The 14,034-nt window shown below is 58.1% G+C and carries 12 protein-coding genes; 7 read left to right on the forward strand and 5 right to left on the reverse strand.

Translation table 11 applies throughout. The features are described from left to right. Positions 1-2 precede the first annotated feature (2 nt). From nodU to CIT37_RS33240, 5 genes are read right to left on the reverse strand one after another with little or no spacing between them, the layout of a single operon-like run. Positions 3-1,712, reverse strand: coding sequence for a nodulation protein NodU (gene nodU / locus CIT37_RS33220; protein WP_014497812.1), 1,710 nt, complete (start codon positions 1,710-1,712; stop codon positions 3-5). A 13-nt stretch (positions 1,713-1,725) separates the two neighbouring features. After that, positions 1,726-2,355, reverse strand: a complete 630-nt coding sequence (nodS, locus tag CIT37_RS33225; protein WP_014497813.1) for a nodulation methyltransferase NodS — start codon at positions 2,353-2,355, stop codon at positions 1,726-1,728. Then, on the reverse strand, positions 2,282-3,739 hold the full coding sequence (gene nodC / locus CIT37_RS33230; protein WP_011084824.1) for a chitooligosaccharide synthase NodC: 1,458 nt from the start codon (positions 3,737-3,739) through the stop codon (positions 2,282-2,284). The genes nodS and nodC overlap by 74 nt, the downstream gene beginning before the upstream one ends. Before the next feature lie 14 nt (positions 3,740-3,753). Beyond that, entirely contained in the window at positions 3,754-4,413 is a 660-nt protein-coding gene (nodB, locus tag CIT37_RS33235; protein WP_011084823.1) for a chitooligosaccharide deacetylase NodB, read from the reverse strand. Then, positions 4,410-5,042, reverse strand: coding sequence for a NodA family N-acyltransferase (locus CIT37_RS33240; RefSeq protein ID WP_011084822.1), 633 nt, complete (start codon positions 5,040-5,042; stop codon positions 4,410-4,412). The genes nodB and CIT37_RS33240 overlap by 4 nt, the downstream gene beginning before the upstream one ends. A 793-nt stretch (positions 5,043-5,835) precedes the next feature. On the opposite strand from CIT37_RS33240, the gene nodD1 reads away from it, so the two are divergent. The 7 genes from nodD1 (at position 5,836) to CIT37_RS33275 (ending at position 13,292) form a co-directional block, all read left to right on the forward strand. Next, entirely contained in the window at positions 5,836-6,780 is a 945-nt protein-coding gene (gene nodD1 / locus CIT37_RS33245; protein ID WP_018646994.1) for a transcriptional regulator NodD1, read from the forward strand. Positions 6,781-7,413: 633 nt separating this feature from the next. Further along, complete coding sequence (nodD2, locus tag CIT37_RS33250) at positions 7,414-8,406, forward strand: transcriptional regulator NodD2 (RefSeq protein WP_011084818.1); 993 nt, start codon at positions 7,414-7,416, stop codon at positions 8,404-8,406. 585 nt (positions 8,407-8,991) lie between these two features. Further along, positions 8,992-9,201, forward strand: a complete 210-nt coding sequence (locus CIT37_RS33255) for a hypothetical protein (protein WP_014497819.1) — start codon at positions 8,992-8,994, stop codon at positions 9,199-9,201. Between the two features lie 122 nt (positions 9,202-9,323). Continuing rightward, positions 9,324-10,037, forward strand: coding sequence for a MerR family transcriptional regulator (locus CIT37_RS33260; protein ID WP_026312621.1), 714 nt, complete (start codon positions 9,324-9,326; stop codon positions 10,035-10,037). A 424-nt stretch (positions 10,038-10,461) separates the two neighbouring features. After that, a complete protein-coding gene (locus CIT37_RS33265) occupies positions 10,462-10,752 on the forward strand; it encodes an ABC transporter substrate-binding protein (RefSeq protein ID WP_028154217.1) in 291 nt (96 codons plus the stop codon). Positions 10,753-10,852: 100 nt separating this feature from the next. Beyond that, a complete protein-coding gene (locus tag CIT37_RS33270) occupies positions 10,853-11,452 on the forward strand; it encodes an ABC transporter substrate-binding protein (protein ID WP_245283467.1) in 600 nt (199 codons plus the stop codon). 1,477 nt (positions 11,453-12,929) lie between these two features. Further along, on the forward strand, positions 12,930-13,292 hold the full coding sequence (locus tag CIT37_RS33275) for a hypothetical protein (RefSeq protein ID WP_014497821.1): 363 nt from the start codon (positions 12,930-12,932) through the stop codon (positions 13,290-13,292). Positions 13,293-14,034 lie beyond the last annotated feature (742 nt).

Here is a 14,034-nt window from a genome sequence, read left to right on the forward strand (position 1 = left end):
TCTTAGGCTGACAGAAGTCGTTCCGTAGGCGATGACTTCTTGATGACCGTTTTGCTCCAGAGCATGCCCTCGCACCACACATGCTCGACGCGCCCCCATTGGCATGCCGCCGCAGCATCGGGAAAGAATCCCCGTCCATGGAGGTTGGCGCTCGTGGTGCAGAGCAGCGGAATGCCGGTGAGTTGCTCAAATTCGATGAGAAGCGCAGCAATTTTGTGAGGAGAGTTGCGGGAAATTGTCTGCAGCCGCGCCGAGCCGTCGAGATGTACCACTGCCGGGATCTTGTCGCGCCAATTCGCCCGGGTTTGGTGATCGAATAGCATGTAAGGATCTGGCGTACCCGGGCTGAAGATCTCCGGCGCACGATCTTCCAGACAGATCGGCACCACCGGCCGGAAGTGTTCGCGCCGTTTGATGTCGTTGAGATGATCCTTCATCTCCGGGGACGTTGGGGCCGCAAGAATGCTTCTACCGCCCAACGCCCGCGGCCCGAGCCCGGCACACCCGGAAAGAAAGATGACGGGCTTGTTGTCAGCAAGAATCGAGGCAAGTTCAGGCAGACTGCACGGCGCCGCCTCCCAGTCCGGCGGAACCTCGCTCTCCTGCAGGGCGGGGCCACTGTAAACTGACCATTCCAACGGCTCGAAGCCATCTTGCGCTGCCATAGCGCCGCACGCCGCGCCGATTGCCGAGCCACTGTCATTTGGAAACGGCGGCACCCAGACATCATCGAATAATCCGGTCGCGCGAAGCGCGCTGTTCCATTTGATGTTGAGACCGCAACCTCCGGCGATGCATAGATTTCGCGCTCCCGGAAGCGACGAGTGCCGTAGCAGAACCATCGCGATCTCCTTAACGAGAAGACGTTCCAGAAACACATGAAACGACGCGAGGACGTCCTCCGCGCGCTTGGCCTTCAGGCGCAATGCGCTTGACTCGAAGAAGTCGTGAATAACTGCGAGAGACGCTTCCGCATTGTTGATGTTTTCGCGGTAGCGACGAGCCTGCTCCGTGTCAGCCGCTGAGCGCGTTTCATAAAGCTCCTGGAACACTTCCACGATGCTTTCGTCCACGGAACCAAGCTCGATGTAGGCCATCAGCTTGCCAGCAATGCCCAAATCCCAACTGGAGCGGTTCGGCTGCCGGTATGGGCCGAAGTGAAGGCCCGCGGCGGCATAGGCATGGCCAATCATCGGAAACAGCGATCCGATGAGCCGCGCGCCCTGGGGCTCGACATAGTAAAGGCGTGGAAAGATACAGCCGTCCCATACCAGACACAACGCGGGTTTCCCCGCGCTGGCGAAAGGACTGGTGCTATATGCTGAGGCGACATGGCCCGTGACATGCGGGTAGCTCTTATATGGAAACTCCTCGCCTCCGAGGAGGAGGCCATAGCCGTCGACGGAATCAAGGAGGCCCTCAGCATGACGCTCGACATATGGCGCGCCTTTTAGCGCGACCGGCACCGCTCCGCTTAGGAGCTGGAACTGCGATTCATTCTCCCCGTCCCAGCCATCAATCACGAACTGATCGATGTCGCGCGGATTCAGGCCATGCTCCGCCAAGGCGAAGACGACTGCATCGAGATTGTCGACGGACTGATAGCGAGGACCATTGCCGCGCTTCTCTTGCTCGACGCAAAAAAGACGCCGACCGTCCTCGACGACAGCAATTGCTCCGTCATGTGTCAACTTTATTCCGCAGATGCGCATACGTCCTCCTGGCCTAATGACCGGCGTTTGATTGTGCCGACGCGCCGCCCGGCTTCAGAAACCGGACGATCAAGCAGTCTTCGCTCGCCGACCCGGTGCAGCAGTGCCGGCGCTCGATCTCTGATAGGCTCTCATTGAAGAGAGCGATCACCGTCTCAGCACCGGCAGCATGCCCCCAGCGTTGACATATTTCATCACGCGCAGACCCGAAAATGAGAGTCTCATCTGGCGCAAGCATACTCACCAGGTTGCGGATAGCCGCATGCATCTCGACGACGTCCCTGAGGTAGTAAAGAACCTCAGCCACGACAATCAAATCGAATTGCTCAGTGGTCGAGAACCGCTGAATGTCGCAGGTCACCCAACTAATATGTGACCATTTCCCGGTCCGCAGTCGCGTTCGCTCGATTGCCTGCGGCATGACATCCACGACCGTAAGTCGCTCGCATAGCGGCGCCAGCATCTCCGTGAATGCACCGGCTGCACATCCTACTTCGAGCGCAGACGCCGCATCTCCGTCGCGGCGCGACATCCGGAGCATTTGCGCGTATCGCTGCTGCTCGAACGCACTAGTGTCGAGGCGCCACGGGTCGTCGACAGCCAACTCTCGCTCTAATAACTGATGGTTTTCGTCCTGAGTCATCAGCCGACCACTTATTTGTAGACAGTCGAACGATCGCGACCGGAAACACTCTCCGTCGCCGCCAGGCTCGATGGAGGCTGCGATAACGCCGCCTTACGAATAGGAGCAGGCGCCCCCCTACACCAGCAGGACTTCGTCCGGCATTCGGGTGCAGGATGACAGGCTGTTTCCCCTCTTCCGTCGGCATATCGGTGACTTTCCGAGATAGCCAATCGCTATTGCTCAATGTACAAAGCGCATAGGCCTTCAAAGGCAGTAAGAGACAGATATTGATCGGCGTGTGGAGCGAGAAGCCGATAAACCGCAGCTCGCGGGCACGAAGCGCTGCCACACAGCACCGGACCGTAGTCATTGCAGCAATCGTCAATCCCGTCCACCAGGGTATAGAGCCATCGATCAGGAGCTGTGCGAGCGCAGCAAGTGATGAAATGGCGAGGAGCAATGGGCCGAGATTTTGCCCGATAACGTCTAGCGTCAAATAACCATCGAGCTCTGGCAGCAGGCGCCAAGCAAGAAACGTATCTCGAAAGGTACTTCGCGCCCAGCGGAGTTGCTGTCGTAGATATGGCCGAAGACTGTGCGGGACGACTGTGGCTGCTATGGCGTCCGGAACGTATTCGGTTCGAAACCCCGCCTTGAGCATGAGTATCGTTAGGTGGCGGTCCTCGCCGAAATCGCTCGGCTTCCCACGAAAGAATTGGGCTTCATATTGATCAAGAAGCAAGGCGAGCGCGGAACGCCGATACATGGCACATGGGCCGCAGCAACACATGACGGCACCGAAGCGCGCCTGTGCCGCGCGCTCTTCGTTGCACGCGAGCCAATATTCCATGTCGATCAGCCTGGTCAGCCAGGTCTGGTTGCGATTGCTCGCGATCAGCTGACCCATGGCCGCACCGATTCCCGGGTCATGCATCTTCAATACAAGCTTCGTGACGACGTCGGCAGCAAGTATCGTATCGGAATCGACGTTGAGAACCAGATCACCGGATGAGCTGCGTATCGCTGCGATCTGCGCCTTGCGCTTTCCCACATTGTTCGCCAACAAGATAAAACTGAATCTCGGATCGCTCGCATATATCCGGTGTACAGGCGCGACAACGTCGCGGTTTGCCGATCCGTCATCGACCACATATACCTGCATCTTTCCGGCGTAGTCTTGACTGGCAATCGACTCCAGACATTCGGCGAGTGTGTTCGGATTCTCGTTGAAGCACGGCACGATCACGTCCACAGCAGGAACGACCACCTCGGCTTGTCCAAGGTTGTCCAGCGATGAGTTGATCGCCGGCTGAGCATAAAGCGCTTGCACGCTCTTATAGATCGTCGATAGGAGCGCATAAGATGAAACGGCGGCAGCACTGGTCGTCGCGAGCAGGTCCATGGGGTGTCGTTTTTTCAGTGGAGTTGAGGGAGTGGACGGATTACAAACCCGCGCCGTTGTAGTGCTGGAATGAGATATGCCAGCGCCGTCCTGGTCTGATCGCGCAGCGTAGAGCCACTGGGCAATCCCTCCTCATCGGGAGGATATCCGTCGTGCAGGAGCACAATTGCACCCGGGCGTACGTTCGCCAGTACGGAATTCACAATTGCATCAACCCCGGGGCGGGACCAATCTCTAGGGTCGACCGACCAGTGCAGAGCCGTGAGACCAGCGCTCGCCGCCACTGCGAGCACATCTCGCGTCCATATGCCGTAAGGCGCTCGCATATGCCTGGGCGAGGCCAGCGGGCACGCCAGACGGATGGCTTCGCTCGCCGTCAGCACCTCGTCGTGTAGCTCCGTAGGTCCGCATCTGGATAGATCAGGATGGGTCATCGTATGGTTCGCAACCTCATGCCCTTCCGCAATCATTCGTCGGATGAGTTCAGGATGCTCCGTCGCGTACGTCCCGATGACGAAGAATGTCGCGGGGACCCGATGTTGCGCCAGGACATCGAGCACCTCTGGCGTACAAAATGGATTTGGCCCATCGTCAAAGGTCAAATGGACAGCTCGACTTCCGCCCGCGTCAGCGTAGTCGCAGCGGACAGTAGATAGGGTGGAACGCTCTGTCACAACTCAGGCCCGTTACGATCGATGACAGTCCCGGCCGGCCATTCGCTTATCGAGCGTCCGACCGGAAACACCACGACGATCACGTCTTCGATGCGCGTCGGCGATAAATTTGGATAGACATCCGGCAAGGTGGAGCGGACGCGAATGCCACGCATCAGGGTGGCGAGCCCCTGCCTTTCGACCAGTCGGGTCAAATGTTTTTCGAGGGCCGAGCGAACCGCGCCAAATCCGAATGGAACGCCGAGCTCCTGGAGTGCGGGATACATCACGCGCATTGCGTGGCCTATCCCGTGCCCCTCGAGATCGGGGCGCACCGCATACAACCCCAGTTCGGCCACAGGGAGATCGACTTCACCAACTTTGATGAAGCGGCGCAGTAGCCCGATGTGAGCCGCTACCCCGCGCGCGTCGTAACCAATTACGCGGAGCTCGGGTCTTGCTCCAGCCCAACTTCGGCTCCGCTCAAACGGCTGCGCATTGAACGCACCCGTCGGTCCGTAACTCTTGCGGAAGAACTCCGCGAGCTCGGCATGATCGGCGAGCTGCAGTTCACTTTCCCAACGAAGGCTCCACTGCACTTGAGCGCGCCCAGAAGATCCTTCCGCAGTCGGGGAGACGGCAATGTTCATGGCGAGCTTCCTTGCGCCGGTGGAATGAAGAGCGGGGATGGTCACGTCAATTCGCTATTCGCCGAACCGCCGATGAATGCTGAGATGCGCCGCCATGCTCTGTCGGAGCTCGGCACTGCTCGCCTACTCCGCGCCGCTGGCCTTTGCGCGACGGAGCGATCGCTTGATTGCACCCTCGTGCGGTTGATGCCGCGCTCACGATAACTCGGAAGCTGCCGACGAGGCGGTTGGGCTAGCCAGAACCTGTCTGCACCAGCGAGCTTTTGTGCCTGCAGTCGCATCGCCCTCCGGCGCTTTGACGTCTGAGGGCCGGCCATCGGCGCGCAAGCCTCATCGATGGCGCATCGGAGCGGCATCAGATCACACTGGCTTTTATACATCTTCGACACGCCCCACATGCACTGGACAGGCGAGCCATTTGGAACGGCGCCTGGAATTCTTGGCATCCGCAACCTGCGTCTGCCTCTATTCTTCGACACTAGAATGAGGCTGAACGCGCCCTCAATTGTACGCGGGTAAACCTGAAATATGGAAACGGATGATATCCGCATACCAACGTTTATCGGGACGCGCTTGGCGTTCGAACGGCCACGCTTAAGGAGAAACAACAACGCGCGCCCATGGTGCGCTCCCACGTCTGGGAGCTCTTCTCTTAGCTCACGTGAACGACCGGAAACCATCGTGGCGCGTCTAATTGCTTTTTCCAAACTTCAGTTTGCTATCCAACCTCCCCCAGTTTGGTAAAATCGATTGTTTCGATAGAACACATCCACACGATGGATAGACTCATCACATGCGGTTCAAGGGACTTGATCTAAATCTTCTCGTTGCGCTCGACGCCGTGATGACGGCGCGCAACCTCACAGCGGCGGCTCGCAAAATCAATCTGAGCCAGCCTGCTATGAGCGCTGCGATCGCACGGCTGCGCACCTATTTCCGCGATGAACTCTTTACTATGAGAGGTCGCGAACTCGTCCCGACACCTGGCGCGGAAGCGCTTGCAGGTCCGGTTCGCGAGGCCCTGCTGCACATCCAACTCTCAATCATATCGCGGGACGCGCTCGACCCTGCTCAATCGAGCCGACGCTTCAGGGTCATTCTCTCAGATTTCATGACGATCGTTTTTTTCCGCAGAATTGTGGACCGCATGGCGCAAGAAGCCCCCGCGGTGCGCTTCGAACTGCTGCCATTTTCTGATGAACCGGATGAGCTGCTGCGGCGGGGCGAGGTCGACTTTCTCATTCTGCCGGAACTTTTCATGTCGAGCGCGCACCCTAAGGCGACGCTGTTCGACGAGAGCCTCGTATGCGTCGGATGCCGCGCGAACAAGCAGCTATCCCGGCAGCTTACGTTCGAACAATACATCTCGATGGGGCACGTTACTGCCAAGTTCGGACGCGCACTGAGACCGAACCTCGAAGAATGGTTTTTGCTTGAGCACGGCCTGAGGAGACGAATTGAGGTCGTCGTGCAGGGCTTTAGCCTGATTCCGCCCCTGTTGCTAGACACGAGCCGTATCGGCACGATGCCCTTACGACTGGCCAGGCACTTCGAAAAGCGGATGCCGTTGCGGATCATCCAACCGCCCCTCCCCCTGCCCACATTCACAGAGGCCCTGCAGTGGCCCTCATTCCACAATACCGACCCCGCGAGCATCTGGATGCGTCGGATATTGCTCGAGGAAGCATCCAACATGGCATCTGGGGACCAGGAGCCTCCAACTCGCAGGCGCTGTTAGGCTTACCTTAAGCTGCGCTCTGAACATCCCCGGCACACTGTAGAACCTTCGACGTGCCCCGTTTTCTTTCGTCTCTCCAGGGTATGGAGGTGAGAAGGAGCCACAGACGCGCAATGCGACGATCGGTCGCGAAGCCTTTTCCAGTTGTGCGCGTGGTGACCTCGAAGGTGCGGTTTGATGCGCTCACGACGCATTCAGGCTACGTCCGGCAACCATCGCAGAAGAATATGCCTGCCGTGCAAATGTTTGGCTCTATCACTAAAATGTCTTGAACCGCACATTGCGTCAGGTTGTAGGTTGCTCTCGTGACAAGCGCTGCACGACCCAGCTGTCGACACCGCGCTTTGGCACGCTGACGAACACTGGGCTGATCTGCCATCAGCGGACTGAACGACCCTGCTGCGTGGCCGGCCGGAACCGGCAAGACCAATTAGCTTGGAGCTCCCGACGCTTTCCCGCCGCTGCCGATCGGCTTTCCGCCTGCTCTCCATTGTTGCGGTCATCTCGCAAGCTTCCTTTCCCGGGCGCAGGAATGAGCCGATGTCCATTGGGGCGGGCCAAGACGATTGCTCCAGGCGCTGGCGCCACCGCACGCTATTGCGCAGCAACGACGTTTGTGCCGGATAGGAAGAGATGCGTTTCAAAGGTCTGGATCTAAATCTTCTGGTCGCGCTGGATGCTCTAATAACTGAGCGCAACCTCTCGTCAGCCGCACGCAAGATCAATCTTAGTCAGCCGGCAATGAGCGCAGCCGTTGCCCGGCTGCGCAAGCATTTCCGTGATGAACTGTTTGGAATGAGGGGGCGCGAACTTGTCTTGAGCTCACGCGCGGAAGGGCTCGCGGCTCCTGTGCGCGAGGCTCTGATGCACATTGAACTCTCGATTATGGCCCGACATCCGTTCGACCCAGCTCGATTGAACCGCCGATTCAGGATCGTCCTTTCTGACTTCGTAACAGTTGTGCTCTTCCGAAATGTCGTAGCACGCGTCACGCGAGAAGCCCCCGCCGTCAGCTTCGAATTGGCTGCGCCGACCGATGAACACGAGCTGCTCCTCCGCCGCGGTGAAGTCGATTTTGTTATCCGGCCAGATTTTTTCATGTCCAGCACGCACCCCAGAGCGGCCCTATTCGAGGAGCGACTCGTCTGCGTAGGCTGCTGCACCAATAGGGAATTACAACCCCGGCTTACATTCGATCGATATATGTCGATGGGTCACGTTGCAGTTAAGCACGGAGGTGCGCCCCGGACGCCAGTTGAGCATTCCTTTTTGACTGATCTCGGACCCACGCGGCGCATCGACATCCTCGTGCAGAGCTTCAGCATGATCCCGCCTCTCATAGTTGGGACGAACCGCATAGGCACGATGCCATTAGGGCTCGTGAGGCATTTCCAAAGAACGATGCCCCTTCGGATCGTTGAGCTTCCGCATCCATTCCCCGCCTTCACCGAGGCGGTCCAATGGCCCTCACTTCACAACAGCGACCCGGGAAGTCTGTGGATGAGGGACATTTTGTTTCAGGAGGCCACCCGCATGGCAACTACACAAGAGCTCCGTGTGACCAGCAGCCCGGAAGACGCGGAGCCCCCGGGACATTTCGTGCGATCCGTCTCACCGTTGCCGTAAGCACATTCGCGAAGTCTACGAACCTCACATTCCAACACTTGTCTCAACACACAATTCCTGCTCGCCTGGCTTGCTCTTATTGCCGGGGGAAAGGATCCTTGCGGCAGGCAAGAGGCGCTTTCGCTCTTCGCACCTCCGCCTCGGGGGCGAGAAACGGCAGACTGCCGACTTGATGCTTTTAGGGACGGGAACGGAACGGGGCCGGCGAGCGACGGAGCAATGCCTTCGCACTGAAGCTAGGCGTTTACGTTGCAACGGCCGCGGCAGGGCGCAGCTCTCTCAAGAAGGTAGGCCAGGCACGGAGCTCTTGCCGTCAACTCCCTGGGTCGGTAGTTGCTCCCGATGAACGGAGATGATCAGCTTATTCGGATTCCTACCACCGTTCATTGTGAGCATAGAGATCGTCGGACTTGCCGTGCCGTCGAAGCTGCATCGCGAACGCGTGTGGCCTGAACGCATCACACAGCAGCACATCACATCCTCATCGCTTTGCGCCGCAGGTATGACTTCTTTTGGCCCTACCGCAGCCAAACGTCTTGACGACGTGCGCTGCGCTTGACTCAATTTCAAACAAGGAGCTGAACGTTGAAGCTTTGCAGCGGGGTGTTCGATCCAGAAGAGCTATCTGCCCTCGGACGGCTTTATGACGGCGCCGTCGACGCGCTACCTCCGTCGATGCGGAGTCCAGAAAACTGCGCAGCAATCGCCAAACTTATCCTGGAGCGTACGGCGGCTGGCGAGGCTGAACTGGCACGCCTGGCGAACTTGTTGATCACCCTTTCTCCTGAGGGTTGATCAGCCGCCATTCTAAGGATAGTCACCACTCGCGCGCATGAATTAAAGGCGATTCAACTGGAGCTTAGAAATCCGCTTGAATCATACGTGACGTCAGGTTGTAGGCTTTGAAATTGAACAACATGAACAGAGCTACACCAAGACGGCGTCGATGGCGCATTGGCGAACTTGCAGAGGCGACCGGAGTAACGGTGCGCACGCTGCACCATTATGAGCACACTGGACTGCTAGCAGCGACAGAGCGCACTGAGGGCGGTCACCGGATGTATGACCGCGAAAGCGGGCAACGGGTTCATCAGATTCGCGCGCTGCGTGAGCTTGGCTTCTCGCTCGTGGAGATCCGTAAAGCTATGGAGGGGACGACCTCACTCACGGACTTGCTGCGCAAGCATCTAGAGCGCATAGAAGTCCAAGTCGCGCGCACAACTCTGTTGCGCGACCGTTTGCGCAACATGACCATCGACAGCGAGGCGCAGGTAAGTGTGGATGAGCTGCCTGCCACCCTGAACGCCATGTCGCGCGCCGAGACGCGGAGTCAGACGTCCCGGTGCACCTGCAATTTAGCTGCGGAGCGAGAGGACCGCTGGCGGCGAATCCGTGATGATCTTCGCGACTGCATGGATGGGGGCGAGCACCCTTGCGGAGAGCGCGCAAAGGCTGTCGCGGTTGCAGCACGCTTGCTGATCAGCGAAATCGCCGGCGACGATTCACGTGTTTCGATGATCCTGAAGGTACTTGCACGATTAAGCGCGCCCCGCAGTCTGGCTGGTTGGGATCCCTGTCTAATGCAATATCTCGATCTTGCCCTTGGCGGATTGGAGGATCAGCCTTACTGACGCATTCATGGCGGGTTCCACACGCCGGTTAGGGCAAGCTAAGAAACGCTAGGTGAACCGGCCGCTCTCCGACGCGGCTTGGAGTTTTACGGAATCAAACGGAAGGATTGTCACCGCCGGTCGATCCGCGTCCCTGACGCCTCCATCGCTCTTCCCAAAAGGGCTTGATCCGCACGTAACGTCAAGTTGTAGATCTTACCGTAGTTGGCGGCTCGCCCGGCCAACGCAGGTTTGCCCAGCAAGCAACGCCTGTCTACAGGCGTGGTTGACTACAACCAGTTGCGGTTCACTTCAGGTGAGCATTGGAAGCTCTACAATGGTAAATAAGCGGCATGCCTCTCTTGCGCCTGCGGCGCTTCTCTTCTGCGCTCTCGTCGCTCCGTCTGCGCGCGGCTCTGAAATAAAGATCGCCGTGGCTGGCCCAATGACCGGAAGCAGCGCTGCATTCGGCGCGCAAATGCGCGATGGTGCGGCTGCGGCGGTCGAGGTCCTGAACGCCTCAGGCCAGCTTCCCGATAATGCCAAAACTATATTGAGCGTCGCTGACGACGCCTGCGACCCTAGGCAAGCTGTCGCAGTCGCGAATAAGCTCACGACAGAGCGGATCCTGTTGGTGGTTGGCCATTTTTGTTCCTCTTCGTCGATCCCGGCCTCCGACATCTACGCGAAGCTGGCATCGTCCAGGTGTTACCAGGCTCGTCAACTCCTCAACTAACAGAGCACGGCCTTGAGACTGTCTTTCGGATCTGCGGCCCGACGACCAACAGGGAGCCGTTGCCGCCGAGTACATTCACACGAATTATCGCCTCGAGAAAATCGCGGTGCTGGACGACAAGAGGACTGCTGGCAGGGGGATTGTCGACGTGGTTGAAGCCCGGCTTCATCGATTGGGACGGCAGGTGAGCCGGCAAAGCTATGTTGCCGGTGAAAGGGGCTTCAGAGCCTTGCTCTCAAGAATGGAGAAGGACCGGCTGCGCGTCGCCTATATCGGCGGCTACCACACCGAAGTCGGATTGTTGGTACGCCAGGCAGCAGAAGCAAAAGCAGACCTCACGGTCATGGCGAACGATCCGCTGATGACCTCCGAATTCTGGGCCATTACCGGCAGCGCTGGGAATGGCACATTGTTTACCTTCATGCCCAACCCCGCTGGGAACGCCAATGCTGCCAGTGCGGTCGCCGGACTCAAAGCTTCCGGGCTGCCCGGTGAAGGCTACACGCTATACGCTTGTGCCGCTGTGCAAGCCTGGGCAGAGGCGGTGAACCGGAGCGGCTCCTTCAATGCTGACCGGGTCGCCAGCGCGCTTCGTTCCCGACCGATCGACCGGTTCGACAAAAGGAGGGACAACTCGGCTTCTGGATTTTTGGTTTATCGCTGGCGCGACGGTCATGTCGAGCGTGTCAAGAAGTACTGATTTTCATGCAACGCAGCATTCCCCACGCGAAGTATCTCGAATGATGAGACGCCCTCAGAACGTTGTCGCAGCAATGCTCGCTAGCGCTTTTATATTCGCTGCTTTTGCAGCGTTTTTCGCGCTCGCTGCGGCGCTCGCAGAGCTACCGAGCGCCGCCCTGCCGAAGGTGCTACGCCCGATGATAGACAAATAGCAGCCCCCTTGTCTGATCCCGTCTGCAGCACTGGCCTCGGAGGCGGCCATTTACCGTTCTGCTAGGTTTGAAGGCATGCCCCTTATGCAGCCAGTGATCGAAGGTTGAGGACTAGGAAAGCGAAGCTAACGATTCTTTATGGACAAGCACGGATTTTGTTGGAGGCGTTCGCCTTCTGTCAGATTCGTGCCCGACCAGCATCTACGCATTCTCTAGCCTGGATTATATCGCGCAATCTCAGATCCACGAATGGAAGAGACAGCGGGACGGCACGAAGCAATCAGGCCCACTACCTAGACTATAGCCGAGTATACGGGTAGCGAGAGCTGGTGGATAGCCGGCGCCGGGATGCATGTCTCTCTTGGCCGCGGGGGCACCAAGGTTTTGGCGTCCAAGTCAACGCTACTCGTTCCGCTACTTCGTGCGCTCTCAAGCATGGCGGGTCATCAGCGGCTCAGCCGCCTGCCCGGGCATTCCCTATGCTTCCTAGCCCGGATAGCAGGAGAACCAATCAACCGGCTCCGATGAAGGCGGTGAGATTGCTCGCCTGCGCTATCAACGAACTGGATGCATCCCATCAACACTTTCTATTTTACTAATTGAAGCCAAACACCGCATAAGTCGATCGCCGGCTTACGGAAGGCAGTGTTCACGAATGTCGCGTGATAATGGATCACTTGGTCGCAGAGCAAATCACGTGCTTCTTGGCTGCTTCGAGCAATGTTTGACGGCAAGACACGTGGGGGCACGAATGCAGTGCGGTGACCAGTCGCAGTTGGCGCGCAATCTACACGACGTTGCCTGCCCCTTTGGGCATGATACTTGATTGCTCTAAGAAGACAGCTATCACGCACACTCGGCGATGGTAAATGCCTCCGCAGCGTAGAACTCGGGCAGGTGAGTTGGCCTTCGCAGGGGTGCGGGCTGGACCTTTCGCTCTGACCAGGCGGGTCGCCTCAACAGTCCGGCGCTGTTGCCGCGGCTCCAAGCAGAGCAGTACAATCAGCTGTGTGGCCCCGAACAGAGTCACCGCTGTTGCCGAACGCACTGGGCGGCTCGAGAATCCATTCAAATCCCGCGCCATCGGCAACGCTTTTCGTTTTTCCCTAGACGCTCATTGCACTTTTGCAATCCTTTCGCGGCACATATGTGCCCCCTCTTCCAGGGGACCGGAAGCGCCTCCTGTGCAGCAGTCATTTGTCCAGCGAAGCGTCCGCCGTTGGCGAACGGGAAACGATACCTCTACTCCGCCTGTCTTGCATTTCACCACTTTGGAGAAATACCGTGGAACTTGACCCTTCCAATTCACGCATACAAAACCTCGAGGATCGCGTCGACCTGCAACTCGACATCGTGGCTGGGCTCATGCGCGAAGAAGGCAACGAGCTGGAAGCGATCCGATTACTTAATGCCCTCATAGGCCAAATGATCACCGCGGAACTGGAGCTCGGCCAGCTTGGCGATACAAGAACCGGCCACGGACGAATGCGATTGTCGCAAGACCGTGGCGTTTACCACCCCGAGGACCTTCAGATTCTGGGACGCCTTTTTGATCAGACTGTGGCGGCATTACCGGCCGCGCTGCGGACTTCCGCCAATCGATTGACGATCGCCAAGCTCATTCTTTCACGTGCGGCAGCGGACTGAGATTTCATTTGCGCTTTTTGGAGATTGATGGCGTTGAGCGGACGTTTATGGCTGGGCTGACAGTTACACTTAGGCCGCACACACCAGGGATCGACATTTGCTGTTTATGGGCTCACCGTCCGTAAGCGCGCCGCTTTCGCCACCACTTTCGAAATCAGGCTTGCTCTATCTCACGCCGCCGGCGACGCATTCGATCTAGCTGGGCCTTGCTGTCCCTCGACGCCTTTCACGAGCTGCAAGTATCCAAAGCTCGGAAGCGCGCCGCCGATCCCACGCTGCGCCGGCTTTCCTACGCAACTCCGTATTGAACCCACACCGACGGCGCCCGGCCCTTCTTTGCCAAACGACTAAGAATCCGCCGTGGGGAAAGTGCAATTGCCCTTGCATCTCGTTCCCTCTCTTAGGCGCCTGACCGGTAACAAACACCACGGCCGGAGCAGAAAGCCACGCGCAGGTGAATATCACACGGCAATAGGCGTCGAGACTTGTCGCAAAGCAGACAAGTCTCATCCGGAACAGGCTACATCACCCCAAATCCGACGTCACAAGCGCCATTGCGGTTTGAACGCTTCTTGAGAGTGGGAAAAGAGTAGGCGGCCTTTTTCATCATGCTGGGCTTTAACCGCAACCCGTGGGGGCCGATCTTCCGAATGAAGGAAAAGCCACAATTTGGTGACCGACCAAGAGGCCCACGACGGCAATGAAGGGCACGACAACTCGTACTCGCTTCACTCTTTTCAGA

The organism is Bradyrhizobium ottawaense, from assembly GCF_002278135.3.
Classification (GTDB): domain Bacteria; phylum Pseudomonadota; class Alphaproteobacteria; order Rhizobiales; family Xanthobacteraceae; genus Bradyrhizobium; species Bradyrhizobium ottawaense.

Coding starts and splice junctions, on each gene's coding strand:
- nodD1 (WP_018646994.1), top strand. CDS start 5,836: ATGCGGTTCAAGGGACTTGATCTAAATCTTCTCGTTGCGCTCGACGCC.
- CIT37_RS33260 (WP_026312621.1), top strand. CDS start 9,324: ATGAACAGAGCTACACCAAGACGGCGTCGATGGCGCATTGGCGAACTT.
- nodD2 (WP_011084818.1), top strand. CDS start 7,414: ATGCGTTTCAAAGGTCTGGATCTAAATCTTCTGGTCGCGCTGGATGCT.
- nodU (WP_014497812.1), bottom strand. CDS start 1,712: ATGCGCATCTGCGGAATAAAGTTGACACATGACGGAGCAATTGCTGTC.
- CIT37_RS33265 (WP_028154217.1), top strand. CDS start 10,462: ATGACCGGAAGCAGCGCTGCATTCGGCGCGCAAATGCGCGATGGTGCG.
- nodC (WP_011084824.1), bottom strand. CDS start 3,739: ATGGACCTGCTCGCGACGACCAGTGCTGCCGCCGTTTCATCTTATGCG.
- nodS (WP_014497813.1), bottom strand. CDS start 2,355: ATGACTCAGGACGAAAACCATCAGTTATTAGAGCGAGAGTTGGCTGTC.
- CIT37_RS33240 (WP_011084822.1), bottom strand. CDS start 5,042: ATGAACATTGCCGTCTCCCCGACTGCGGAAGGATCTTCTGGGCGCGCT.